Annotated in this window: 18 protein-coding genes and 1 pseudogene; 11 read left to right on the forward strand and 8 right to left on the reverse strand. The window is 68.6% G+C overall.

All coding sequences use genetic code 11. The features are described 5' to 3' along the window. From nagA to BHE75_RS13060, 3 genes are read right to left on the reverse strand one after another with little or no spacing between them, the layout of a single operon-like run. The gene (nagA, locus tag BHE75_RS13050; protein WP_070934139.1) at window positions 1-1,143 is read right to left on the reverse strand and encodes an N-acetylglucosamine-6-phosphate deacetylase; all 1,143 of its coding nucleotides are present in this window, start codon (window positions 1,141-1,143) and stop codon (window positions 1-3) included. Continuing rightward, window positions 1,143-2,174, reverse strand: coding sequence for an SIS domain-containing protein (locus BHE75_RS13055; protein ID WP_070934140.1), 1,032 nt, complete (start codon window positions 2,172-2,174; stop codon window positions 1,143-1,145). Before BHE75_RS13055 ends, nagA begins: the two co-directional genes overlap by 1 nt. Next, entirely contained in the window at window positions 2,171-2,911 is a 741-nt protein-coding gene (locus tag BHE75_RS13060) for a GntR family transcriptional regulator (RefSeq protein WP_015457222.1), read from the reverse strand. The genes BHE75_RS13055 and BHE75_RS13060 overlap by 4 nt, the downstream gene beginning before the upstream one ends. 255 nt (window positions 2,912-3,166) lie before the next feature. On the opposite strand from BHE75_RS13060, the gene BHE75_RS13065 reads away from it, so the two are divergent. The 5 genes from BHE75_RS13065 to cls are packed head-to-tail and all read left to right on the forward strand — an operon-like array spanning window position 3,167 to window position 13,809. After that, on the forward strand, window positions 3,167-5,794 hold the full coding sequence (locus BHE75_RS13065) for a TonB-dependent receptor (protein ID WP_070934141.1): 2,628 nt from the start codon (window positions 3,167-3,169) through the stop codon (window positions 5,792-5,794). 60 nt (window positions 5,795-5,854) lie between these two features. After that, window positions 5,855-8,137 (forward strand): family 20 glycosylhydrolase, encoded by a 2,283-nt coding sequence (locus BHE75_RS13070; RefSeq protein WP_217494725.1) that lies wholly within the window; start codon window positions 5,855-5,857, stop codon window positions 8,135-8,137. A gap of 2 nt (window positions 8,138-8,139) precedes the next feature. Then, window positions 8,140-10,599: a phosphoenolpyruvate--protein phosphotransferase gene (ptsP, locus tag BHE75_RS13075; protein ID WP_084653503.1), complete on the forward strand. Its 2,460-nt coding sequence runs from the start codon at window positions 8,140-8,142 to the stop codon at window positions 10,597-10,599. Then, window positions 10,599-12,365 carry an N-acetylglucosamine-specific PTS transporter subunit IIBC gene (gene nagE, locus BHE75_RS13080; protein ID WP_070934142.1) on the forward strand — a complete coding sequence of 589 codons (1,767 nt, stop codon included), beginning with the start codon at window positions 10,599-10,601 and terminating at the stop codon, window positions 12,363-12,365. The genes ptsP and nagE overlap by 1 nt, the downstream gene beginning before the upstream one ends. 28 nt (window positions 12,366-12,393) lie before the next feature. Further along, window positions 12,394-13,809 (forward strand): cardiolipin synthase, encoded by a 1,416-nt coding sequence (gene cls, locus BHE75_RS13085; protein WP_070934143.1) that lies wholly within the window; start codon window positions 12,394-12,396, stop codon window positions 13,807-13,809. Here cls and BHE75_RS13090 read toward each other — a convergent pair. Beyond that, entirely contained in the window at window positions 13,801-14,385 is a 585-nt protein-coding gene (locus tag BHE75_RS13090; RefSeq protein WP_254684446.1) for a DedA family protein, read from the reverse strand. The genes cls and BHE75_RS13090 overlap by 9 nt on opposite strands. Window positions 14,386-14,531: 146 nt before the next feature. On the opposite strand from BHE75_RS13090, the gene BHE75_RS13095 reads away from it, so the two are divergent. After that, the gene (locus BHE75_RS13095) at window positions 14,532-16,130 is read left to right on the forward strand and encodes a DcaP family trimeric outer membrane transporter (protein ID WP_070934144.1); all 1,599 of its coding nucleotides are present in this window, start codon (window positions 14,532-14,534) and stop codon (window positions 16,128-16,130) included. 39 nt (window positions 16,131-16,169) lie between these two features. Here the strand turns inward: BHE75_RS13095 and BHE75_RS13100 are convergent, their stop codons facing one another. Next, window positions 16,170-18,464 carry an Orn/Lys/Arg decarboxylase N-terminal domain-containing protein gene (locus tag BHE75_RS13100; RefSeq protein WP_070934145.1) on the reverse strand — a complete coding sequence of 765 codons (2,295 nt, stop codon included), beginning with the start codon at window positions 18,462-18,464 and terminating at the stop codon, window positions 16,170-16,172. Window positions 18,465-18,911: 447 nt separating this feature from the next. On the opposite strand from BHE75_RS13100, the gene BHE75_RS13105 reads away from it, so the two are divergent. Genes BHE75_RS13105 through BHE75_RS13125 form a run of 5 tightly spaced genes read left to right on the forward strand, consistent with a single transcriptional unit; the run spans window position 18,912 to window position 24,124 of the window. Continuing rightward, window positions 18,912-20,411, forward strand: a complete 1,500-nt coding sequence (locus tag BHE75_RS13105) for a TolC family protein (RefSeq protein WP_070934146.1) — start codon at window positions 18,912-18,914, stop codon at window positions 20,409-20,411. Continuing rightward, a complete protein-coding gene (locus BHE75_RS13110; protein ID WP_070934147.1) occupies window positions 20,408-21,445 on the forward strand; it encodes an HlyD family secretion protein in 1,038 nt (345 codons plus the stop codon). The genes BHE75_RS13105 and BHE75_RS13110 overlap by 4 nt, the downstream gene beginning before the upstream one ends. Continuing rightward, complete coding sequence (locus BHE75_RS13115) at window positions 21,442-22,569, forward strand: ABC transporter permease (RefSeq protein WP_070934148.1); 1,128 nt, start codon at window positions 21,442-21,444, stop codon at window positions 22,567-22,569. The genes BHE75_RS13110 and BHE75_RS13115 overlap by 4 nt, the downstream gene beginning before the upstream one ends. A gap of 1 nt (window position 22,570) precedes the next feature. Next, a complete protein-coding gene (locus BHE75_RS13120) occupies window positions 22,571-23,680 on the forward strand; it encodes an ABC transporter permease (RefSeq protein WP_015457234.1) in 1,110 nt (369 codons plus the stop codon). A gap of 24 nt (window positions 23,681-23,704) precedes the next feature. Continuing rightward, window positions 23,705-24,124, forward strand: coding sequence for a low affinity iron permease family protein (locus BHE75_RS13125; protein WP_015457235.1), 420 nt, complete (start codon window positions 23,705-23,707; stop codon window positions 24,122-24,124). Between the two features lie 21 nt (window positions 24,125-24,145). Here the strand turns inward: BHE75_RS13125 and BHE75_RS13130 are convergent, their stop codons facing one another. From BHE75_RS13130 to BHE75_RS13140, 3 genes and pseudogenes are all read right to left on the reverse strand, one after another. Further along, complete coding sequence (locus tag BHE75_RS13130) at window positions 24,146-24,460, reverse strand: hypothetical protein (RefSeq protein WP_015457236.1); 315 nt, start codon at window positions 24,458-24,460, stop codon at window positions 24,146-24,148. Between the two features lie 164 nt (window positions 24,461-24,624). Further along, complete coding sequence (ybaK, locus tag BHE75_RS13135) at window positions 24,625-25,098, reverse strand: Cys-tRNA(Pro) deacylase (RefSeq protein WP_070934149.1); 474 nt, start codon at window positions 25,096-25,098, stop codon at window positions 24,625-24,627. A 33-nt stretch (window positions 25,099-25,131) separates the two neighbouring features. Continuing rightward, window positions 25,132-25,380 (reverse strand): annotated as a pseudogene (locus BHE75_RS13140) (vgr related protein); the annotation flags it as partial. Window positions 25,381-25,386: the final 6 nt, after the last annotated feature.

Here is a 25,386-nt window from a genome sequence, read left to right on the forward strand (position 1 = left end):
TCAGGCCGCCTCGAACGCGCCGGCAATCCATGTGCCGGCGACGTTCAGCGCATCGTCCAGCAGCACGAAATCGGCGGCGAGACCGGGAGCGATCCGCCCGCGATCCGCGGCGACGCCCAGGAAGCGGGCCGGCGTGTCAGAAGCCATGCCGATCGCGGTTTCCGCGCCGATATCCAACATCGCCACCGCGTTGCGCACGGCGCGCGCCATGTCGAGGTCCGATCCGGCCAGCGTGCCGTCCTCGTTCACGCACACGCCGTCGACCACGGTGATGCGGTGTCCCTGCAGCACGAAGCTCTTTTCCGCCATGCCCACAGTCGGCATCGCATCCGTCACCAGCGCGAACCGATCGGCCGGCTTGCAGCGCAGCGCGAGGCGCATCGTCACCGGATCGACATGGCGGCCGTCGACGATCAGGCCGCACCATGCCGCCTCGTCCTCCAGCGCCGCGCCCACCGCCCCCGGCTCACGCGAGGTAAGCGGCGACATCGCGTTGAACAGGTGGGTGAAGCCGGACATGCCCTGATCCAGCGCGTCGCGGATCTGGCGGTAGGTGCCGGCGGTATGCCCGGCCGCGACCACGACGCCCGCTTCCACCAGCCGGCGGACGATGGCGGGCGTGGTCTTTTCGGGCGCCAGCGTCACCAGCGTCCGCCCGTGGCGAAGGCCGGTGACGGCAGCAATGCCGTCCTCGTCCAGCGCGCGGATCTTCGCCGGGTTGTGGATGCCCTTGCGGGCGACGTTCAGGAACGGCCCTTCGATATGGATGCCCAGCACGCCCGGCACGCCGGCCGCGATCGCCGCCTCCACCGCCGCGACACCGGCGCGGACCACCGAAAGATCGTCGCTGATCAGCGTCGGCAGGAAACCGGTGGTGCCGTAGCGGCGGTGCGCCGCGCCGATCGCGGCGATGCCCTCCACGGTCGGCATGTCGTTGAACAGCACGCCGCCGCCGCCATTGACCTGAAGGTCGATATAGCCGGGCGCCAGCCGCTGGCCGGCAAGATCGTGCCGTTCCACATCGTCGGGCACATCGCCCTCGGCGACGATCGCGGCGATGCGCCCGGCCTCGACCAGCACGGCCTGCCCCCCGACGAAGGCGGAATCGATCAGGATGCGGCCGTTGACAAGCGCGACCGTCATCACAGTGTCTCCGTCACCTTGGCGAGGTGGGGCGGCTTGTCGGGATCGAAGCCGCGACGGACCGACAGGGCGTTGGCGGCGCGGTAGAAGGACTGGATATGGAGCAGCGACTCGATCGCGGCATCGCCCTCGATCGAAGGCAGGGGCGTGGCGCCCGCCGCCTCGCCGCCGGCGATGAACACCGGGCCGCCCCGCGCCGCCATCTCGGCCGCCAGTGCATCGACGCCGGGGCCGGTTTCGTCCGACTGGCGGAACACGATTAGCGGGAAACCGGGGCCGACCAGCGCCATCGGCCCATGCTTCAGCTCGGCGGCGCTGAAGGCTTCGGCCTGGATGCCGCAGGTCTCCTTGAATTTCAGCGCGGCTTCCTGCGCGACGGCAAGGCCGATGCCCCGGCCGACGACGAACAGGCCGCGCGCATCGGCCAGCGCATCGACCAGCGGGGACCAGTCGCACGCCCAGGCCCGGCGCAGCAGATCGGGCAGCGTGTCGAGCGCCGCGGCCAGGCCGGCGTCGCCGGTCCAGGCCCGAACCAGATCGGCGATCGCGGCCAGCGTCGCGATGTAGGATTTAGTGGCGGCGACGCTGCGTTCCGGCCCGGCGTGGAGCGGCAGGACATCGTCGGCGAGCGCGGCGAGCGGCGAATCGGCGACGTTGACCAGCGCCAGCGCGGCCGCCCCCGCCTGCTTCGCGGCCTCGACCGTGGCAAGCAGGTCCGGGCTCTTGCCCGATTGCGAGATGGCGACGGCGAGCATGTCGTCCAGCCGCTGCGCCGCGCCATAAACGGAGCTGACCGATGGCGAGGCCGATGAGACCAGCAGCCCCAGCCGGGTTTCGATCAGATATTTGGCGTAGGTCGCCGCATGGTCCGAACTGCCGCGCGCGCAGGTCAGCACGGCACGCGGCGGATGCCCGCGCAGCCGATCGGCGATGGCAGCCAGCGCCTGGGCATTGGCCACGCGCTGGCGGGTGACGACAGCGGCGGATTCGCCGGCTTCGGCGAACATCAGGGTCTGTTCAGGGTTCATCATGCCAGTGCGTTGAGTTCGGCCACGAAATCATAGGCATCGCCGCGATACCAGCTGTGCGTCATCTCGATCGCGCGGCCGTCTTCCAGAAAACCGCGCCGCTCGATGAACAGGCCCGGCGCGCCGGCCTCCATGCCCAGCAGCGCCGCCCGCTCCGCATCGAACAGCACCGCGCGCAGCCGCTGCAGCGCGCGCACCGGCCGGTTCCCGGTCTCGTCCAGCGCGGAATAAAGCGACACGCCGACCGTATCGAGCGACGGCAGGCCGTAGCCGGCGATCGTCGAATATTCGAGCGCCATGGCAAGATCGTCCGCATAGCGGATACGCGCGAAGCGATAGACGCGGGTGCCGGGGCTCAGGCCCAGCGTCAGCGATTCATCGGGCGTCACGGCGCCTTCGGAACGGGAAAGCCACTTGCTGGAAGGCGTGCGGCCGCGCGTCGCCATGTCTTCGGAGAAGGACGACAGCTTCGAAAACTGCTTTTCAACGCGGCCGGCGACGAAGGTGCCAGCCCCCTGCCGCCGGTTGAGCAGCCCTTCGGCCACCAGCCCGTCCAGCGCCTTGCGCACGGTGATGCGGGAAACGGCGAAGTCGCTGGCCAGATCGCGCTCCGGCGGCAGCGCCTGCTGCGGTTTCAGGAGCTGCTGCTCGATCGCGCCGCGCAACGCATCCTGGAGGCGCTGGTAGAGCGGGGCCCGGCCGTGCGCATCCAGCGCGCCAATCTGTTCCGCCAGGCTCATCCTTCTTCGGCTCCCTGCCCTTCCGCTTGTCAGAGCTATAAGACCAATGAAATACCATTTGCCAGCAGAAAAACACGCCATCCGTCAAAAAATTGTAAGAATGCTACTTGACCGACGCATTGGTCTGACGGATGGTCTGCTTATTGGTACGTCATTGGTAGCAAATTGGCATTATCGCAAAGGCGAGATGCCGGGGAAGGGGAAGAGCAGATGACAACCGGACGATTCTTCAGAAATTCAGCCAGCATCCTCGCCTTGATCGCGTTCGGGCAGGCCGCCCACGCGCAGGACGCGGCCACCGTCGATAACGACATCATCGTCACCGGCATCCGCGCATCGCAGGCCGCCGCGATCGAGACGAAGCGCAATTCCGACGTGATCGTGGACGCGATCTCGGCCGAGGATATCGGCAAGTTCCCCGACAGGAACGTCGCCGAATCGTTGCAGCGCGTGCCCGGCGTGGTGATCAACCGCGAATATGGCGAAGGTGAGCGCGTCAACGTCCGCGGCACCGACAAGAACCTGACGCGCACCCTGCTGAACGGCCACGGCATCGCCACGGCCGACTGGTTCATCCTCGACCAGCAGGCCGCCACCCGCAGCTTCAACTTCCTGATGCTGCCGTCCGAAATCGTCGGCAAGCTGGAAGTCTATAAGAGCCCGATGGCCGATCTGGACGAAGGCGGCGTCGGCGCCACGATCAACGTGGAAACGCGCCGTCCGCTGGATCTCGATGCCTTCTCCATCTCCGGCTCCGCGCAGATGGTCTATTCGGAACGCGCCGACAAGTTCGACCCGCAATTCTCCGGCATGTTCAGCTGGAAGAATGACGACGAAAGCTTCGGCGTGCTCGTCGGCGGCGTCTACCAGAAGCGCCGCCTGCGCCGCGACGGCGTCGAGGTGCTGAGCTACATCACCCCCGTCGGCCAGCCGACCGGCGACGCGCTGGTGCCGGGCCTGATCGGTTCCGCGCTGTTCACCCAGGATCGCGAGCGTTACGGCGGCAACCTGGCGGTGCAGTTCCGCCCGTCCGACACGCTGGAAATCAACGTGACCGGGCTCTATTCGCGCCTGAACGCCAACAACTTCAACCAGAACTTCATGGCCTGGGGCGATAACGCGCTGGGCGGCGGCGGCACGCTGACCGACGCCACCGTGGTGGACGGCACCGTGGTGAAGGGCACCATCACCTCCGCCGACAACGGCACCACCGGCCGCGCCGCCGTGTTCGACGCGATCTCGCGCAAGGCCTATACCGATACCTGGTCGGCCGATTTCGATGCGGTGTGGCACGCCTCCGACCGGGGCACCGCCCATTTCCAGATCGGCTACACCAAGGCGATCGGCGCCACCAAGGACCAGCCTTTCTACGAAGGCGGCGCGCCGGGCAGCTTCACCTTCGACCTGACGGGCAGGACGCCGCAGGTGAGCTTCACCGGCTTCGACCCGACCGATCCGAACGACATGATCTTCGACTTCGCGTCGTTCCACAGCATCCGCAACAAGGATCAGGAATTCTACGCTTATGCCGATTACGAGCATGAGCTGGACATGGGCGTGCTGAACGCGATCAAGGTGGGCGCCAAGTTCACCAACCATGATCGCGACGCCACCTTCATGGCCACCACCTATGGCGGCTTCTACATGCCGCTGGCGGCCGAAGGCTGCAACGGCGGCCCCTGCACGTCCGCCGATTTCGCGGGCGAGCTGACGCCGGGCAACTTCCTGAAGAACATCAAGCTGCCGGGCACCTTCAGCCGTTACTGGCAGGTGGACCAGAAGAAGCTGGACAGCATCTATTTCAGCCAGCCGGAATCCGTGCGCCAGCGCATCCCGCTGCCGTCGGACAATTATTCGATCAACGAGAAGACCTATGGCGGCTTCGCCATGGCGAAGCTGGGCGGCGAAGGCTGGAAAGGCAATTTCGGCGTCCGCGTGATCCGCACCGATCAGACGACCGACGCCAACCTGATCGGCGTGCTGCCCGAAACGCCCGGCGCGATCGACAATCCGTTCGGCACCTATCTGCCGGTAAGCGCCAAGCGGTCCTATACGGATATCCTGCCCAGCGCGAACCTCAGCATCGATCTCAACGACAAGATGGTGGTCCGCTTCGCGGCCGGCCGCACCATGGCCCGGCCGGATTACACCAACATCCTGCCGCGCGTGACGCTGAACCCCGGCGCGCTTTCGGGCGAAGGCGGCGATCCGGACGTGAAGCCGTTCCGCGCCAACCAGTATGACATTTCGTTCGAATGGTATCCGGAACGCGACACGATCGTGGCGGCGGCCCTGTTCTACAAGGACATCCAGTCCTACATCGTGAACGAGACGCATTTCGAGGTCTATCCGGTGGAAACCGCGACGCCTAACGGCGATCGCTGCGTGCCGGCGCCGGGCACCAACCCCAACCTTTATAATTGCGAATTCGCCATCAACCGCGCGTCGAACGGCGGCGGCGGCACCAACAAGGGCTTCGAGCTGCAGGTTTCGCGCCCGATCTGGCACGGCTTCGGCGCGATCGTGAACTACACCTATTCGGACGCCAAGGCGGACGACGGGCAGGCGATCCCCGGCAATTCCAAGCACACCTATAACCTGACCGGCTATTATGAGGATGACGTGCTGTCGGCGCGGCTGTCCTACACCTACCGTTCGAAATTCTTCGTCAACATCGATCGCGGCGTGCCGCTGAACCAGAAGTCCACGGCCTCGCTGGACGCCTCGGTCAGCGTCAACGTGACCGAGAATATCGCGATCACCGCCGACGCGATCAACCTGACCAACCAGAAGATCGAGCAATATTCGGGCACCACCGTGCGGCCGCGCGGCATCTACGACAACGGCCGCCAGTTCTATTTCGGCGCCCGTTTCAAATACTGACCCCTGCCCTGGGCCGGGTATGATAACCCGGCCCACTTTCTTTTTCGGGGTAGCCGATCCGTGTTTCCCAATCGCATCGCGCAGCATCTCACCCTTGGCTCCATGCTGCTGGCCGCGACCGCCGCTTCCATGCCGGCGAACGCGGCCGATCTGCCCATCCTTCCCCTTCCCCGTTCGGTGGCGCCCGCGCAGGGCAGCTTCCGCCTGACCGCGGCGAGCGGCATGGCCGTGCCGCATGGGGATGCCGGCGCCCGCAACGCCGCCAATCGGCTGGGCGATCTGCTGCTGGCCACGCGCGGCTTCCGCCCGGCGCTGGCCTCCGGCGGCGCCATCCGTTTCGTCCGCGCGCGCGGCATGGCGGCCGAAAGCTACCGCCTCGATATTTCGGGCAAGGGCGCCGTCATCCGCGCAAGCGACGATGCCGGCCTGCTCTATGGCGCGATCAGCCTGTGGCAGCTCGCCACCGCGAACGGCGACGGCACGGTGGAAGCCGTCCGGATCGACGATGCCCCCCGCTTCGCCTGGCGCGGGCTGATGCTGGACAGCGCCCGCCATTATCAGTCCCCTGAATTTATCATGCGGCTGATCGACTGGATGGCCGCGCACAAGCTCAACCGCTTCCACTGGCATCTCGTCGACGATCAGGGATGGCGGCTGGAAATCCGCAAATATCCCAAGCTCACCGAAGTGGGCGCGTGGCGGACGCCCGCTTCCGCGCCCGGCGCGCCGGAACTGCCCCGCACCGGCGGCTTCTACACCCAGGATCAGGTGCGCGCGATCGTCGCTTATGCCGCCGCGCGCGCGATCACCGTCGTGCCCGAGATCGAGATGCCCGGCCACGCGCTCTCCGCCATCCGCGCCTATCCCGAGCTGGGATGGGGCGTGCCGGCGACGCCGGGCGCGGAAAGCGACTGGGGCGTCTTCCCCTGGCTCTACAATGTCGACGACAGCACCTTCGGCTTCCTCGAAGACGTGCTGACCGAGGTGATGGCGCTCTTCCCCTCCGCCTACATCCATGTCGGCGGGGACGAGGCGGTGAAGGACCAGTGGCGCCAGTCGCCCGCCATCCAGGCGCGGATGCGCGCGCTGGGCGTGGCGAACGAGGCCGCCCTGCAAAGCTGGTTCATCCACCGCATCGAAACCTTCCTGAACGCCCATGGCCGCCGGCTGATCGGCTGGGACGAGATATTGGAGGGCGGGCTCGCCCCCAATGCGACCGTGATGTCGTGGCGCGGCATCGAAGGCGCGGTGGCGGCGGCGAAGCTCGGGCACGATACCGTGCTATCCCCCGCCCCCATCCTCTATCTGAACCACCGCCAGGGGACCGCCGCGACCGAACCGCCGGGGCGCGGCCAGCTCATCACGCTGGCGGATGTCTATGGCTTCGATCCCGCGCCCGCGTCGCTCACGGCGGATCAGCAGCATCATATCCTGGGCGTGCAGGGCAATTTGTGGACCGAGCATGCCCGCACCGAGGCGCGGGCCGCGTGGATGATGTTCCCGCGCGCATCGGCCATTGCGGAACTCGGATGGTCGCGCGCGGGCGCCAGCGATTTCCAGGGCTTCGTCGGCCGGCTGCTCCCGCAGCTCGACCGGCTGAAACCCTTGGGGCTGGAAGCGGCGACCAGCGCGCTCGCGCCGCAGGCCGAAATGGACGTCGGCGAAGGCGGCAAAGCGCGGGTGCGAATTACGAACCAGATCGGTTCGGAAATACGCTACACTTTGGACGGATCGGCACCCGGATCGGCCTCCCCGCTCTATGCCGGGCCGCTCGATCTCGCGGTGCCGGCGCGGCTCCGGGCGGCGGCGTTTCGCGACGGACGGGCACTGCCGGGCGCGATCGACCGGCGCATCGACGCCGCCGATCTGCGGTCGCGGACGGCCGCCGATCTCCATACCTGCACCGACAAGCTCGTCCTCAATCTGGAGGATGACGCCCCGGCGGCGGGGCCGCGCGCGACATTCCTCACCGATATCCTCAATCCCTGCTGGAAATATGAAGCGGCGGCGATGGACGGCGTGACGCGGATCGCGCTGGATGTCGGGCAGATACCGTTCAACTTCCAGCTCGGCGCGGATCGGGACACGATCCGCTTCGCCAGGCCGGCGACGGCGGAGGGAGAGTTCGAGGTGCGGGTCGACGGGTGCGATGGGCGCAGGATTGCGACGCTGCCGCTCGCGCCGGCGGCGGGCAATCCCGGCCTCACTACGCTCCGCGCCGATCTGCCGGCTATGGCCGGCCGCCACGATCTCTGCTTCACCTACACCGCCAACGGGCCGGACCCGATGTGGGGCATCGCCGCCGTGCGGCTGGAAACGGCGCAGCCGGAGGCCGGGCGGTGAGCATTGTCGTCATCGGCGCCCCCTTCGCCGGCTGGGCGCTGCCGATCGAGGCCGTGCCCGATCCCGTCTTCGCCGAACGGATGATGGGGGATGGCGTGGCGATCGATCCGGTCGATGGCATGCTGCGCGCGCCCTGCGACGCGACCGTGATCGCCGTCTCCCCCACCCGCCATGCGGTGACGCTCAGGCTCGCCAACGGGGCGGAGCTGCTGATTCATATCGGGCTGGAAACGGTGGCGCTCGGCGGGCGCGGCTTCACGGCCAGCGTCGCGGACGGGCAGGCCGTGAAGGCCGGCGATCCGCTGATCGCGGTCGATCTCGATCAGGTGGCCGATGGCGCGAAGAGCCTCGTCACCCCGATCCTGATCGCCAACGAAGGCTATGCCGTGTCCGTGCTGGCCGCCGATCACGCGGTGGCCGCCGGCGATCCGCTGATGACGGTGGAGGCCGTCGGCACCGTCCGCCAAGCGGCCCCCGTCAGCGAGGACAGCGCGTCCTGCGAGGTGACGGTTCCGCTCGCCAACGGCATCCATGCCCGGCCGGCGGCGCGGATCGCGGCGGCGCTGAAGCCTTTTGTGGCGGAGGTGCGGTTCGAGGCGCACGGGCGGAACGCGAACGCGCGCAGCACCGTCGCCATGCTCGGGCTGGGCCTGCGCCATGGCGACCGGCTGCTGATCTCGGCCCGCGGCGATGACGCTCGCGCGGCGGTGACGACGATCGCCACCCTGATCGAAGGCGGCATGGGCGAGGCCGGCGATCCCCCCGCGCCTCCCAGCGCCCTCGCGCCGGCCGTGCAGGGCGCGACCATGGCGGCGCCCGGCTTCGCGATCGGCACGGCTTTCCCCTTAGTCGTGGCCGATATCGCCGTGGCCGAGGACGGTCGCGGCGCGGACCGGGAGACCGAGGCGCTGGATCGCGCTTTGGCCGAGGTGCGGACGCGGCTGGACGAACCGAAGGACGGCAAGGGCGCCGAGATCGCCATCGCCCATCGCGCGATCACCGAGGACCCGGACCTGATCGATGCCGCGCGGGCCGCGATCGCCGAAGGGCGGAGCGCGGGCTTCGCCTGGCGAGCGGCGACGGCCGCGCAGGTCGCCGCGATCGAGGCGACGGGCGATCGGCTGCTGATCGAACGGGCGGCGGACCTCAAGGATATCGAACGGCAGGTGATCGCCGCCATCGCCGGCGTTCCCGTCCCGGCCGCGCCCGTCCCGCCCGAAGGCGCGGTGCTGATCGCGGACGAACTGCTGCCATCGCAGTTCATGGCGCTCGATCCCGCGCGGCTGGCGGCGATCGTCACCGCGCGCGGCGGGCCGACGTCGCATGTCGCCATCCTGGCCGCCTCGGCGGGCGTGCCGATGATCGTGGCGGCGGGCGCGGACGTGCTCGCCATCCCCGCCGGCACCGCCATGATCGTCGATGCCGCCGCCGCGCGGATCGTCGCCGCGCCCGATGATCGGGCCGTCGCCGATGCGCGCGAGCGGATCGATAACGAGCGCGCCTCGCATGCCCGCAACCTCGCCGCCGCCAGCGAGCCCGGCCGCACCGCCGATGGCATGCGGGTGGAGATATTCGCCAACCTCGCCAGCGCCGAAGAGGCGGATCGCGCCGTGGCGTCCGGCGCCGAGGGCTGCGGCCTGCTGCGCACCGAATTCCTGTTCCTCGACCGCGCCGATGCGCCGTCGGAGGAGGAGCAGGCGGCAAGCTATGCCGAAATCGCCCGCCGGCTGGATGGCCGCCCGCTGATCCTGCGCACGCTGGACATAGGCGGCGACAAGCCCGTTCCCTATCTGCCGATGCCGGCGGAGGAGAATCCCGCGCTCGGCCAGCGCGGCCTCCGGTTGTCGCTGGCGCGGCCGGATCTGCTGAAGGCGCAGTTCCGCGCGATCCTGCGCGGCGTGCCGGCGGCGCAGTGCCGCATCATGCTGCCGATGGTGGTGGACCGGGCGGAATTCGCCCGCGCCCGCGCGCTTTATGACGAGGCGGTGGCCGAAACCGGCGTCCCCCGCGCGCCGCTGGGCATCATGGTGGAAACGCCCGCCGCCGCCATGCTGGCCGATGGGCTGGCGGCGGACGCGGATTTCCTGTCGCTCGGCACCAACGATCTCACCCAATATGCACTGGCCGCCGATCGCGGCAACGCGGCGACCGCACCTATGATCGACGGCCTCCACCCCGCCGTGCTCCGCCTGATCGCCGCCGCCGTGGCCGGCGCCCGCCGGCACGATCGCTGGATCGGCGCATGCGGCGGCATGGCGAGCGATCCGCTGGCCGCCGCGATCCTAATCGGCCTGGGGCTGGACGAGCTTTCTGCCACGCCCGCCGCCATCCCGGCGCTGAAGGCGGCGATCCGCCGCATCGACATGAACGAGGCCCGCCGGCTGGCGGAAGCGGCGCTCGCCTGCGCCACGGCCGCCGAGGTGCGCAGCCTCGCCACCCGCGCCATCAGGGAAGCCGCGTGATGAAATTGCGTATCGACGCCCTCCAGCCGCTGGGCCGCGCGCTGATGCTGCCGGTCGCGGTGCTGCCGGTCGCCGGCCTGCTGCTGCGGCTGGGCCAGCCGGATCTTTTGAACCTGCCCTTCATCGCGGCGGCGGGCGATGCGATCTTCGCCAATCTCGGCCTGCTGTTCGCCGCCGGCATCGCCATCGGCCTCGCGCGGGAGAATCACGGCGCGGCGGGCCTTGCCGGCGTCGTCTGCTTCCTCGTCACCATGGAGGGCGCGAAATCGCTGCTGGCGGTGCCGGCGGACGCCACCGCCGCCTTCACCGATCCCGCCGCGCGCGATCTTGCCGCCGCCGCGTGGAAGGCGAAGGAACTGGCCCGGCTCAGCGTGCCGGCCGGTATCCTCTCCGGCCTGGCGTCTGGCTGGCTCTACAACCGATATTCCAACATCAAGCTGCCGGAATATCTCGCCTTCTTCGGCGGGCGCCGGTTCGTGCCGATCGCGGCGGGCTGCGCCGGGCTGGTGGGCGCGGCGCTGTTCGGCCTGGGCTTCCCCTGGATCGCGGGCGCCATCGCCCGCCTCAGCGAATGGGTGGTGGGCGCGGGCAGCGTCGGCCTGTTCATCTATGGCGCGCTCAACCGGCTGCTCATCATCACCGGCCTGCACCATATCCTGAACAACATCGCCTGGTTCATCCTCGGCGATTTCCATGGCGCGACCGGCGATCTCAAGCGCTTCTTCGCGGGCGATCCGGCAGCGGGCGCCTTCATGTCCGGCTTCTTCCCGGTGATGATGTTCGGCCTGCCGGCGGCCTGCCTCGCCATGTATCGCACCGCGCTGCCCGAACGGCGCAAGGCGGTGGGCGGCATGCTGCTCAGCCTCGCGCTCACCTCCTTCCTGACCGGCGTGACCGAGCCGATCGAGTTCAGCTTCATCTTTCTCGCTCCCCTGCTCTACGCGCTGCATGCCGTGCTGACCGGCGTGGCGATGGTGGTGATGGACCTGCTGGACGTGCGGCTGGGCTTCGGCTTTTCGGCGGGCCTGATCGATTATCTGCTGAACTTCGGGCTGGCGACGCGGCCGCTGATGCTGCTGCCGGTGGGCGCCGCCTATTTCGCGATCTATTATGCCGCCTTCACCTGGTGCATCCGCCGCTTCGACCTGAAGACGCCGGGGCGTGACATTGCCTCCGCGCCCGCGCAGGTCGCCGAAGGCGACCCGGCCGCCGATCGGGCGAGCGGCTATATCGCTGCGCTCGGCGGGGCGGCCAATCTGCGCACGGTGGATGCCTGCACCACCCGGCTGCGGTTGGTGCTGGCCGATAACCGCGCGGCGGACGAAGCCGCGCTGAAGGCGCTGGGCGCGCGCGGCGTGCTGCGGCTGGACGGCGGCAGCCTGCAGGTGGTGCTCGGCCCGGTCGCCGATCAGGTGGCGGGCGAGATACGCGGCCGGCTGGCGATGCCGCACGCCGCCGCCGCGCCGGCCGCCATGGCGCCGCCCCCTGCTCCGGCGCCTGCTCCGACGAACGCCTCCGCCCCCCATCCGGCGCTGGCCGCCGATCTGCTGCCCCTCCTGGGCGGCGCCGGCAATATCCGCGCCGCCGATGCCAAAGCCGGCCGCGTGCGGGTGACAGTGGCGGAGGAAGCGCTGGTCGACCTTCCCGGCATTGCCCGGATCACCGGCCGGCCGGCCGCGCGCGTCGCGCCGGGGCGGCTCCATCTCATCTGCCCACAGGGCGCGGAAGCCGGGATGCTGGCGGGGATAAGCCCGATATCGGCTTGAACGGCGGGTGATGCTAGGATCGCCGCCGATGGCGATCCACGACATACCCTCGCTGGGCGAAAGCTATTATCTGGTCGAATGGGCCATCCGCCTCGTCATGCTGGTGGTGGTGCCTTTCCGCAGGAGCCCGGCGGCGACGCGAAGCTGGCTGCTGCTGATCTTCGTGCTGCCGCTGCCGGGCCTGCTGCTGTTCCTGGCGATCGGATCGCCCCGTTTCCCGCGCTGGCGGCGGGAGCGCTTCCACGCGCTCGATCCCTTCGTCGCCGGCCTTGCCGCCCGGCTGGACGCCGAAGCCCCGCCCGGCGCCATGAACGAGCCGGAGGCAGCGACCCTCGCCCGCACGCTGGGCCACCTGCCCGCCGTGGGCGGCAATGCCGTGGAATTCATCGACGATTATGGCGCGGTGATCGACCGGCTGGTCGAGGATATCGATGCGGCGAAACGCCATGTCCGCCTGCTCGTCTATATCTTCGCCGACGATGCCGTGGGCCAGCGGGTGATGGCGGCGCTGGCACGGGCGGTGGCGCGCGGCGTCGCCTGCCATGTGCTGTTCGATCCGGTGGGGTCGCATCGCTGGCGGCGCGGCACGGTGGCGGGCCTGCGCGCGGCGGGGGTAGAGGTGCGCGCCGCCTTGCCCTTTCGCCTGTTGCGCGATCGCACCCGGCGCGACATGCGCAACCACCGCAAGCTCTTCCTGATCGACGGGCAGGTCGGCTTTACCGGATCGCAGAATATCGTCGCGCAGGATTTCCGCCCCGGCGTCACCAACCGCGAGCTGGTGGTGCGCGTGACCGGGCCGGTGGTGGCCGAGATGACGGCGGTGTTCCTGGCCGACTGGTATCTGGAAACCGAAAGGCTGCTGGAGGACGCCCCCGAAATATCGCCCGCGGCCGGCACGGCCACCGCGCAGGTGCTGCCGAGCGGGGCCGATTATCGCAGCCAGGGCTTCCACACGATGCTGATCTGGCAGATCCACCGCGCGCGGCATCGGGTGGTGCTGGTCACACCCTACCTCATCCCGGACGAAGACCTGCTTTCGGCGCTGCGCACCGCCGTGCTGCGCGGCGTGACGGTGGACCTGGTGGTATCGGCGATCGTCGATCAGCGCCTCGTCCACTTCGCGCAATCATCCTATTATGACGAGCTGTTGCGCAGCGGCGTGCGCATCCGCCGTTATCGCCAGCGGCTGCTCCACGCTAAGAACGTCGCCTTCGACGACAGGCTGGCGATCCTGGGTTCGAGCAATATCGACATCCGGTCGTTCGAGCTGAACGAGGAGGTGAGCCTGCTGCTGTTCGATGCGGCCGATATCGCGCGGCTGACGGCGATCCAGCAGGCCTATCTGGCCGAAAGCGACGAGGTGACGCTGGACCAATGGCGCCGCCGCAGCGGCCTGCGCAAGTTCGCGGAGAATGTCGCCCGGCTGGTGAGCCCCTTATTGTGAGGCGCGCCGGCCGATCAGCCGCCGGGCGATCCAGGTGGCTGCAAGCAGGATGATCGCCACGCCGGCCACGGCGGCGATCACATGCTCGGCAGTGCGCAGCCGGCCGAAAAGCCGCTCTATCCCCTGGCCGAAGGCATAGCCTATGCCGGTGAAGACCACGCCCCAGATCGCGGCGGCGATCGCGTTCATCAGCAGGAAGGTGCGTGCCGGCAGGCGCGAGGTGCCGATCGCGATCGGGCTCACCGTGCGCAGGCCGTAAAGGAAGCGGAACCCGAAGACGAAAGCGAGCGGGTGGCGTTCGAACATGGCGAAGGCGCGGGCGAAGGCCGGCCGGGCGATCAGGCGGCGCACGCGCGGACGATCGCGGAACCGCCGGCCGGCGGCGAAGAAAAGCTGGTCGGCGAGGCAGGAACCCAGCGCCGCCGCGATCATCGCACCGGGCAGCGGCAGCAACCCCTGATGGGCGAGCAGGCCGCCGGTGACGACGACCGTCTCCCCTTCCACCCCCGCGCCGATGAAGATCGCGAGCAGGCCGTAACGGGCGATGAGCGCTTCCACCGTCATGGCGGTGAACATGCGCATTTTCCGCGGGCCGGCATAGCCCCATGCCCCGCAATCGCCCGTCGCGCTTCATCGTTGACCTAGTGGAACAATTATCGGAATCGCGATTTAATCCCCGTCGACGGGGACTTCCGATACCGTCGCTAAAATGGGGGCGATCCATGGCGATCCTGTCTTCGCGGCAAGCCGGCCCTGCCCTTGCGCTGGCGCTGATGTGCGTGGGCACGGGCAAGCCCGCCCGGGCGGCCGATCAGGCCGCCGGCCAGGATAATGCCGCCGAAGTGAAGGCGCTGCGCGGCGAGGTCGAGCAGCTCCGCTCGCTGGTCAGGGAACTGAAATCCCGGCTGGATGCGGTGGCGCCGCAGCAGGCCGCCCTGCCCCCGCCGGGCCAGGAAGCGCTGGGCCAGGAAGCATCGGGCCAGGCATCCCCCGCCCCGCAATCGCCCGCCGCCGCCGGGCCGGCCCCGACCCGTTCGGCTGGGACCCAGCCGCCGCCCGCCGCCCTTCCGCCTGCCGCCATTCCGCCCGCTGGCCAGCCGGCGCCGACGGGCATCGCATCCGCCACGGCCTCCACGGCCGGCCGCCTCGGCGTTCCCGCGACGCGGCTGCCGCCCCGGCAGACGATCGGCGACAACATCACCGGCGCCTCGCGGATCGACAATGCCGCCCCACCCAACGATCCCGACCTCAAGGGCTTCATCGAGATACCGGGCACGGAAACCGCCATCCGCATCGGTGGCTATGCCAAGGTGGACGCGATCGTCGATCCCTCCTTCGTCGGCGATCGCGACGAATTCAACGCCGGTGCCATTCCCTTCGGCAAGCGCGTGGGCCACCGCGCCACCGTCAACGCCCGCGGCACCCGCTTCACCATGGAGGTCCGCCGCCCCTCGGTGCTGGGCGGCAGCCTGCGTTTCTATGTCGAAAACGACTTCTACGGCGACGGCGAAAGCTACGGCTTCGCCCTCCACCACGCTTATGGCCAGCTCGGCAACACCTATGGCGGCTTCGGCTATTCCGCCTTCGTGGATGCGGACGTGCTGCCCGACACGCTGGACGATTGGGGGCCGGGCGCCGTCAATTTCCTGCGCACCGCCTCGGTCCGCCAATCCTTCAAGGTGGCGCCCGGCGCCAGCCTGACCGTTTCGATCGAACGGCCGGAAAGCGACCTGCAACTGGCCGATCCGCAGAAGACGGTGGAGAAGATGCCCGATATCGTCCTGCTCGGCCGGCTGGAGGACAGCCGCGGGCACGTCCAGCTGGGCGGCCTGATCCGCCGCATATCCTATCGCGACAGCGTGACCGGAGACGGGGACAGCGCCACGGCCTACGGCGTCACCGCCTCGGGATCGGTCTCGCTGTTCGACAAGGATCTGTTCCTTGCCTCCGTCACCTATGGCGCCGGCGTGGCGCGCTACATGAACGATCTGAACGGCCTCGGCCTCGATGCGGCCATCCGCCCGGACGGCCGGCTCCGGCTGACCCGCATGATCGGCGGCACAGCGGGCTACACCCATTATTGGAGCGAGGATTTCCGGTCCAACCTGGTGCTGAGCGCGCTGAAGCTGAGCGACGGCGGCTATCTCGACCCCGACGACATCGCCCAGACCCGCTATGGCGCGCTCAACCTGATCTGGTCGCCGGCCGGCTCGCTCAGCGTCGGCCTGGAAGGGCTGCTCGGCTGGCAGAAGCGGCAGAACGATCTGTCGCGCAACGCATCGCGCATCCAGGCGACGGTGAAATATGATTTCGTGCGGTGATGCGGGGCCGGGCTTGATCGGCGCCCGGCCCCGCGCCGATCACTTCTTAAGCACCATCACGCGATAGAGGCCGTCCTCCACCTCCACGCCGTGCGTGTCGTGGCCGAAGCCGGGGAAGCGCTGGTCATACGCCTCCAGCGCCTTCAGATATCCGATCAGCGCGCCATCGGCGGGGCCGGCATTCTCGCCCGGCATCATCAGCGGAATGCCCGGCGGATAGGGGACGATGCCGGTGGCGAGCGTGCGGCCGGCAAGCTCGTCCAGCGTGATCCGGTCGATCCGGCCGCGGACCAGCTCCTCATAGGCGGCGACGGGGCTCATTTCCGGCTTGGGCAGGATGCTGAAGGCTTCGGACATGGTGTGCGTGGTCTTCAGTTCGTCCATCGCGGAGAACATCAGGTCCGCCAGCTCGCGCAGGCCCATCTTCCCGTAGCGATCGGGATGGTCCTTCACCAGCGAGGGGATGGCGCGGGAAAGCGGCACGTTCGCGTCATAATCCTTGCGGAAATCGAGGAGCGCGTTGACCAGCGTGCCCCATTTCCCCTTGGTGACGCCCATCGAGAAGAGGAAGAGGATGGTGAAATCGGTCGTTTTCTCGACCACGATGCCGCGCGCGGCGAGGTATGAGGTGACGATGCTGGCGGGGATGCCCACCGCCCTGAGGCCGCCGTCCGGGTCCATGCCGGGCGTGAGCACGGAAACCTTGATCGGATCGAGCATGCAATAACCCGGCTCGATATTGCCGAAGCCGTGCCATTCGGCGTCGGGGGCGAGGTGCCAGCAGCCGGGCTCGCTGGCGAGATACTCCGGGTCCGCCTCGTGGAAGGCCACCGTCTTGCCGCGCGTGTCGGTGACGGTGGGCGGCTGCCAGATATCGAAGAACCAGCCATTCTGATCGGCGATCTCCGCATTCAGCCGCGCGACCGTCTGGCGGAAGGCGATCGCCTCGCGGATCGAGGCGCCGGTGAGCTTTTCGCCCGAGGAATCCATCATCGCCGCCGACACGTCGTTCGACGCGATGATCGGATAGCAGGGCGATGTGGAGGCATGCATCATGAACGCCTCGTTGAAGCGGGCATGATCGATCGGGTTGCGGCCGTCGCGCACATGGATCATCGACGCCTGCGACAAGGCCGCCAGCAGCTTGTGCGTCGATTGGGTGGCGAACACGCTAGGCATGGCCGCGCGATCGCGCTCCGCCGGCTCGCCATGCATGCCGAAGCGCTGGCGGTAGATCGGGTTGAAGCGGGCATAGCCATACCACGCCTCGTCGAAATGGAGGCGATCGACGCTCTCGCCCATCAGTTCCTCCACCCGCGCGACATTGTAGCAGAGCCCGTCATAGGTGGAGTTGGTGATGACGGCATGGACGGGCGCGGGATCGATCCCGTCCTTCACCAGCGGATTATCGCTGACCAGCACGCGCAGCGCCGAGGGGGTGAGCCGTTCCGGCGGGATCGGGCCGATGATGCCGTAAGCGTTGCGGGTGGGCATCAGATAGCAGGGGATCGCGCCCGACAGCGTCATCGCATGCTCGACCGACTTGTGGCAGTTGCGGTCGCACAGCGCCACCTGGTCGTGGGTGACGCTGGCCATCAGGATCACCCGGTTCGAGGTGGAGGAACCGTTGGTGACATAATAGGTGCGATCCGATCCGAACACGCCTGCGGCATAGCGTTCGCCGTCGCCGATCGCGCCGCTGTGATCCAGCAGCGAGCCGAGATCGCCGACCGAGATCGACAGATCGGACCGGAACAGGCTTTCCCCGAAAAATTCGAAGAAGGCGCGGCCGACCGGCGAGGTGAGGAAGGCCGTGCCGCCGGTATGGCCCGGCGTGTGCCAGGAATATTCATAGGTGCGGGCGAATTCCACCAGCGCCCCGAACATCGGCGGCAGCACGGTGGAACGGTAGCGCTGCAGCGCGGCCAGCACCCGGCCGCCGATGAAATCGGTGGTGTCCTCCAGCAGCCAGATGAAATCGTCCGCCTTCGTCATCGCATCGGTGGGGATGGAGGACGCCGCGCTATGATCGGCGAGGAGGAAGATCGGCACGTCGGCATTGAAGGCGCGCATCGCATCCAGCACGGTTATGGCCGGCTGGTGATCCCCGCCCGCGCCCAGTTCCCAATCGAGCAGCAGGCACTGGATCGAGGGATCGGTGGAGACGATCGCCACCGCATCTTCCACCGTGGAGGAGATGACCACATCGATTTCGCGCCTTTCCAGATCATCCACCAGATGATCGACCGCGCGGCCGGCGGCGGAATCGGGACCGAAGGTTTCGCGCACCAGCAGGGCGCGCATCGCCAGCCTGAGGCTCGATTGTGACGGCATCGCATACTCCTTCACACAGACGGGAACGGAAGAGCGGCGCCACCGCTTGCCGGTGGTCGCATCATGACGGGAACCGATCGGGTTTCAGGCGAGGGTCATTTCAATGACAGATTTTCATCGGCGCCGTAGCGTCACCGATCAATTCAGTTGGTGATGAGGAAAATAGGTATCGGCTTTCCGGCAAGCGGCCGGATGATCGCAACCGATCGACCACAGAAAAGACTGGGCACGAAGATCTGCGCATAGTTCACGCTCCCCGGCTGATGAGTCCTGCGGTCGCGATGCGGAGTGGAATATCCGCCCTTTCATGCTGTGGTTCAACCGAAAAAACCTGGCGCGTTGTTATCTGGCGGCCCGCGAATTCCTGCATTAATGTAACGCGCTATGGAGTCGCCTCGCGCCCGCATCGCGACAATGGCCCTTCGCCCGGCCGCACGAGGGATAGCCATGGCGGGCCTGATGGCGGCCGGCCCCTTCCCGGCCGCGATGGCGGCCCCCGCCGAACAGATTTCCCCCGCCGCCGCCACGCCGTCCGATACGGCACGGATGGCGATAAGCTTCGATGCCGCGCGGGAACGGCTTGCGCGCGTATCGCCTTCGCTGAGCGGCGCGGGGCATGAGGTGCGCGCGAGCGAGGAGCAGGCGGCCGCGCTCAAGGCGCTCAACCGGCCGGTGGTGAGCGCATCGGCATCGGTGATCGAATATCAGAAGAGCCTTTCGGTCGATCTGACGGGGGAGAAGAACGCCTTCGCCAACGCGACGTCGGATTATCTGGACGGCCTGCCCGGCCAGTTCCCGCCGGAATTCGCCGGCATCGTCCAGCAGGTGACCGGGCGGATCGAGCAGGCGCTGCCGGGACTGCTGTCGCTGATCCCCGACACGCTCGACTATCGGGTGCGCGACACGGTGTTCCGCCCGAGCGTGACGGCCGCCCTGCCCCTTTATACCGGCGGCGCGATCCCGGCGGTGCAGCGCGGCGCGGGCGCCACGGTGGCGCTGGCGCGCGCCAAGGAAGCCGGCGCGCAGAGCCTTTCGCAGATCCAGCTCGTCCAGGCCTATTTCGGGCAGCAGCTTGCCCAGGCGCTGCTGGCGAGCGCGGTCGAGACGCGCGACGGCTTCGACCGCCATCTGGCCAATGCCAGGGCGATGGAGCGGGAAGGCGTGCTGCCGCGCGCCGGCGTGCTGCAGGTGCAGGTGGCGCGTGACGCCGCCCAGCGCGCGGTGGAACGGGCGGCGCTGGAGGAAGCGACCGCGTCCGATACGCTGGCCCGCCTGCTCGATGCCCAGCCGGGCGTGCGGCCGACGACGCCGCTGTTCGTGAACGCCCGGCCGATCGAGCCGCTCGACCAGTTCCTGGCCAGCGCGAGCGAGGGCCATCCCCAGGCGCGCGCCGCCGATGCCGCCCGCGATCTGGCCGGCGCGGGCGAGGATCTGGCGCGGTCGCGCTTCCGGCCGCAGGCCTTCGCCTTCGGTTCCTATAATTTCAACCGCGACAATGCTTTGCCCACCGATCCCGACTGGATCGCCGGCGTAGGCGTGCGATACACCTTGCTATCCAACATCGATCGCCAGCGATCGCTGAACGCCGCGCGCGAGCGGCGGCAGGCGGCGGACGATGCCGCCCGCGACGCGCGCAAGACGATCGCGATCGAGACGAACCGTGCCTATAATCTCGTCGAAACGGCGCGGCGATCCTTCCTGTCGCTCGATTCCAGCCTGGCGGCCGCGAACGAGAATCTGCGCGTGCAGGAAGTGGCTTTCCGCGAGGGCGAAGGCACCGCCGCCGCGCTGATCGACGCGCGCACCGCCCTGTCGCTGGCCCGCACGCAGCGGATCGCCGCCGCCTATGAATATGTGGTGGCGCTTTCCGCCCTGCTCGCCGCCAGCAATCGCGGCGACAGCTTTCCCGATTATCTCGCCCGTGCCGATCGGATCAGCGCGCCATGACGGACATCAGCCAGCGCCCCGGCGCCTCCCCTGCCGCCGAACCCGCCGAGGTGCCGCCGCGCAACCGGCGCCTGCTGGTCGCGGCGCTGCTGATCGTCGCGCTGGCGCTGGCCGTCGGCCTGTGGTTCGCCTCGCGGCCGGCGCCGCCGCAGTTGCAGGGCATGGTGGATGCCGATCAGGTGAACGTCGCCACCAAGGCGCTGGCGCGGGTGGAGAAGCTGATCGCCGAGGAAGGGCAGACGGTGAAGGCCGGCGCGCTGCTCGCGACGCTCACCAGCCCGGAGATCGACGCCGGCCGCCGGCAGGCCGAAGGCGCATTGGCGAGCGCGCGGGCGCTGGAGGCGATGGCCAACGAGGGAAACCGGGCCGAGGACGTCCGCGCGCTCAGATCCGTATGGCAATCCGCGCAAGCCGCGGCGGGGCTGGCGGCCGTCACCGCGCGGCGGGCCGACAATCTGTTCGCCGAAGGGGTGATCGCCGCCCAGCGGCGCGACGAGGCCCACGCCGCCCGCGATGCCAGCGCCGCCCAGGCGGAGGCCGCCCGCCAGCAATATCTGAAGGCCGTATCCGGCACCCGCGCGGAGGAGAAGGATGTCGCCCGCGCGCAGGTCGAGGTCGCCGCCGCCGGCGTATCCACCGCCGAAGCCTTGCAGGCCGAGACGAAACTGATCGCCCCGATCGGCGGGGAGGTCAGCAAGAAACTGGCGGAAGCGGGCGAGATCGTCGGCCCGGCGGTGCCGATCTACCAGATCATCGACACCGCCCACCCCTGGGTCGCGGTCAACGTCCGCGAGAACGATTACAAGGGCATCGCCCCAGGGCTGGAAATGCGCGGCGACATACCGGCGCTCAAGCTGAAGGGCGTGCCCTTCACCGTCTATCATATCGATCCGCAGGGGGATTTCGCCACCTGGCGGGCAACGCGCCAGTCTTCCGGCTTCGACATTCGCAGCTTCGAGGTGAAGCTGCGCCCCACCCGCCCCGTGGCGGGGCTGCGGCCGGGGATGAGCGTGCTGTTCGCCTGGCCGCGATGAGCTTCGCCAGGGCCTTTTCCCGCGAGGTCGCCCATCTCCGGCGCAATCGCTGGGATCTGGCGATGGTGACGCTGTTTCCGGCGGCCGCGATCATGATCGTGGCGGCGATGCTGATCGCGGCCGTGCCCCGCCACCTGCCCGTGGCCATCGTCGACGACGATCACAGCGCCTTCAGCCGCGCGCTGGTCCGGGCCGTGGCCGCCGCGCCGGCGGTGACGATCGCCGAAACGCCGGCGACCCTGGCCGAGGCGGAAGGGATGGTGCGGGCCGGCGTGGTCTGGGCGGTGCTGCACATTCCCCGCGACGCGGGCACCGGCCTTTCGCGCGATACGACGCCCGCCATCCACATCCTCTTCAACGCATCCTTCCTGACCATCGGATCGAGCGCCGCGAACGGGATCGGGAGCGCGGTGGAAGCGGTGGTGGCCGAACGCGGGCTGGATGTGCTGCATGCGCGCGGGCTGCCGGCGATCCGCATCGATCCGCCGCGCGTGCAGGCGGCGGTGCTGTTCAACCCGCAGACCAGCTTCGAATGGTATCTGCAGGCGCTGATCCATCCCGCCGTGCTCCACCTGCTTACGGCCTGCGTGGCGGTGATGGCGATCGGGCGCGAGCTTGACGGGGAATCGCTCGCCCGCTGGCGGGCGGAAACGGGCGGCGGCATGGCGGCGCTCGCGGGCAAGATGGCGCCCTATTTGATCCTGCTCGCCGGCTGGGGCGCGGTTTGGCTGATCTGGGTGGCGGGCGTGCGCGGCTGGACGATGAACGGCAGCATCCTCCTCACCCTCCTCGCCCAGGCGCTGCTGTTCGCGGGCACGGCCAGCATCTCCGCCATGCTGGTGACGGTGACGGGCAACGCGAGCGTCGCCTTCTCGGCAAGCGCGCTCTATGCCGGATCGGCACTGGCCTATTCCGGCGGCACGCTGCCGCTGACGGGCGGATCGGGCTTTGCCCGCGGGTGGAGCCAGGTCCTGCCCTTCACCCATTATCTGCGGTTGCAGATGGACCAGTTCCTCGGCGCGCCGGTGCGGGTGGCGCTGCCGACGATCGCAATGCTTTCGGCCTATCTGCTGGTGCCGGCGGCGGTCACCGCGCTGGCGCTGCGGCGGCGGGAGCGCGGCTGAGATGGGGTTCGGCGCCGCCTTCGCGGGCGTGTTCCGCACCATATTCACCACGCTCGCGCTCGCGTCGATCATCATCGTCGCGGTGATCCTCTACGGATTCTATTATCCCGCGCCCTATGCCCACCAGACGGCCCGGCAATTGCCGGTGGTGGTGGTGGATCTGGAACGCAGCCCGCTGACCCGCCAGGTCATCCGCAACCTGGGGGACGCGCGCGAGGTGCGGATCGTGGCCGAGGCGGCATCGGCGGCGGAGGCCGAACGGCTGGTGCGCGACCGGGAGGCGGACGGGATATTGATGCTGCCCAGGGGGCTGGAGCGCGGGCTGCTGACCGGCGCGCCCGGCGCGGGCATCGGCATCTGGGTGAACGGCACCTACCTGATCCGCGCACGCGACATCGGCGGCGCGGTGCAGGCGGCCGCGATCGGCGCGGCGGCGCAGCGGCTGGGGCATGTGGCGCAGGGCCTGCACCTCCAGGCGCCGATCGCGATCGTGCAGCGGCCGCTGTTCAACACGCGCGAAGGCTATGCCGACTATGTCTTTCCCGCCGTCGCCGCGATCATATTGCAGCAGACCCTGCTGTTCGGATCGGCGATGCTGGTGGCCGGCCGGCGGCGGGAAGAGCCGGCACCGTGGGGCACCGCCGATTTCCTGGGCACGTGGTGCGCGATCGCGCTGATCGGCATCATGGGCGCCTTCCTCTATTTCGGCTGGATATACTGGTTCCAGGATATGCCGCGCGCCGGCAACGTGCCCGCCCTGTTCGTAGCGGTGCCGATCTTCGCGCTCGCGGTCAGCGCGCTGGGCATGATGATGGGGAGCATCGTCGACGGGCCGGACCGGGCGCTGCAGGTGCTGATCCCGACATCGATCCTGCTGTTCTTCCTGACCGGCGCCGCCTGGCCGATCGCATCGATGCCCGTGCCGGTGGCGATGCTGGCCCATCTTTCGCCCGCAACCATGGGGATGGAAACCTTCGTGCGGCTCAATGAGATGGGCGCCTCCTTGCGCGACGTGGCCGGCCGGCTGGCCGGGATCGCGGCGCTGGCAGCCATTTACGGCGCTGTCGCGTTCCTGCGGCTGAGCGGCAGGGAAAAAGCCGCGCTCCGCTGATCCCTCTTGCGAAGGATGTGCCCCATGAACCGGCTGTTCACCCTGTTCGCCAATCGCATCGCGGCCTTTGCCGGGCAACCGCTGGCCTTCGCGCTGGCGGCCGGTTTCATCCTGGCGTGGGCACTGACCGGCCCGATCTTCCAATTTTCGGATACGTGGCAGCTGATCGTCAACACATCGACGACGATCGTCACCTTCCTGATGGTGTTCCTGATCCAGAATTCCCAGAATCGCGATGCGGCGGCGATGCAGGCCAAGCTGGACGAGCTGATCCGCGCGCTGAGGAGCGCGCGCAACCAGTTCATCGGCATCGAGCATCTGACCGAGACGGAGCTGGAGCTGATCCGCCGCGCGCTGGAAAGCAAATATGGGTCGGAGGGAGACGAGGACGAGGAACACGGAGCGGGCCACATTTCCGTCGCCCGCCTGATCGCCCGGATATGACGGGGCCTGTGGCCCCGCCGATCAGCGGTCGACCCGCGCGCTTACCCGGTGGAAGAAGGGATGCTGGGGCGAATTGCCGCGCTGGATATCGTGGAAGATGCCGGCGCCCAGCGTGGGCAGCAGCGCTTCGACGATGGTGACATGTTCCAGGTTGCGCACGTCGATATGAACGTGGAGCGCGCTTTCATAATGGAAGCTGACGATCGCTTCCGGCGGGCAGGCGTCGATCAGCAGCGAGCTGATGCGGGCCAGTTCTTCCGAAACGAAGTTCGAACGCGGCGCACTCGGGATGCGTTCGACCCCGCCGCTCTCGATCGACTTACCCGCTACGCTCATCGTCATTCCCTCTATTACGCAAGGCCACCCCAGTCGAAAGCAAAAGCCGATCGCTGGCAAGGCGCTTTGTTGCCCCGCACCATGACCATTTTGGGGCAATCCGCATTTTTGCCCGGCATGTGTGGCAATCCTGCATGCCCCGGCCGGAACAGCCGGGCCGGCCTTCAGGCAACGAGCGTCGCCGCCCTGGCCTCCAGCAGCGCTGCCGCATCGCGCGGATCGATACGGACCTGCAGCCCGCGCTGCCCGGCGTTCAGGAACACCGCGTCATGGCCCAGCGCCCCTTCCTCGATCGCGACGGGCACCTTGCGCATCTGACCGAAAGGGCTGACCCCGCCGACCTTGTAGCCGGTGATCCGTTCCGCATCGGCAGGCTTCATCATCTCCGCCGATTTCCCGCCGAGCGCGGCGGCGAGCTTCTTCATCGCCACTTCGCGATCGGACGGCACGATCGCGCAGACCGGTTTGCCGTCGACCAGCGCCATCAGCGTCTTCAGCACCTGGCCGGGCGGCACGCCCAGCGCCTCGGCCGCCTGCAGCCCGACGCGATCGGCGCCGGGATCATAGTCATAGGCATGGACGGTGAAGGCCACTCCGGCCTTCGCCAGCATCTGCGTTCCGCGCGTGGCTTTGGACATGATGCGTGCTCATTCCATCGCCGCCCGCCAGGGTCAAGCCGCGCCGTCGCGCGGCAAGGCCCAGTCCGCCGGCAGCGCGGCCTCGCACTGGGCAAGCGTCGCCCCGCCGGGCGCCACGCATCCCGCGCGCAGCAGGAAGGCATGGCGGACGATCTCCGCCTGCTGCTCGATCCCGTAGCGGTCGAGCGGCCAGCCGGCGCGGATGCGATAGCCGTAACGGCAGAAGGGATGGCGCATCAGCGGCAGCCACCACCGCCCCCGCCGCTGCGCCTGCCAGACATGCGCTGT

This window comes from Edaphosphingomonas haloaromaticamans, assembly GCF_001853345.1.
Classification (GTDB): domain Bacteria; phylum Pseudomonadota; class Alphaproteobacteria; order Sphingomonadales; family Sphingomonadaceae; genus Sphingomonas_E; species Sphingomonas_E fennica.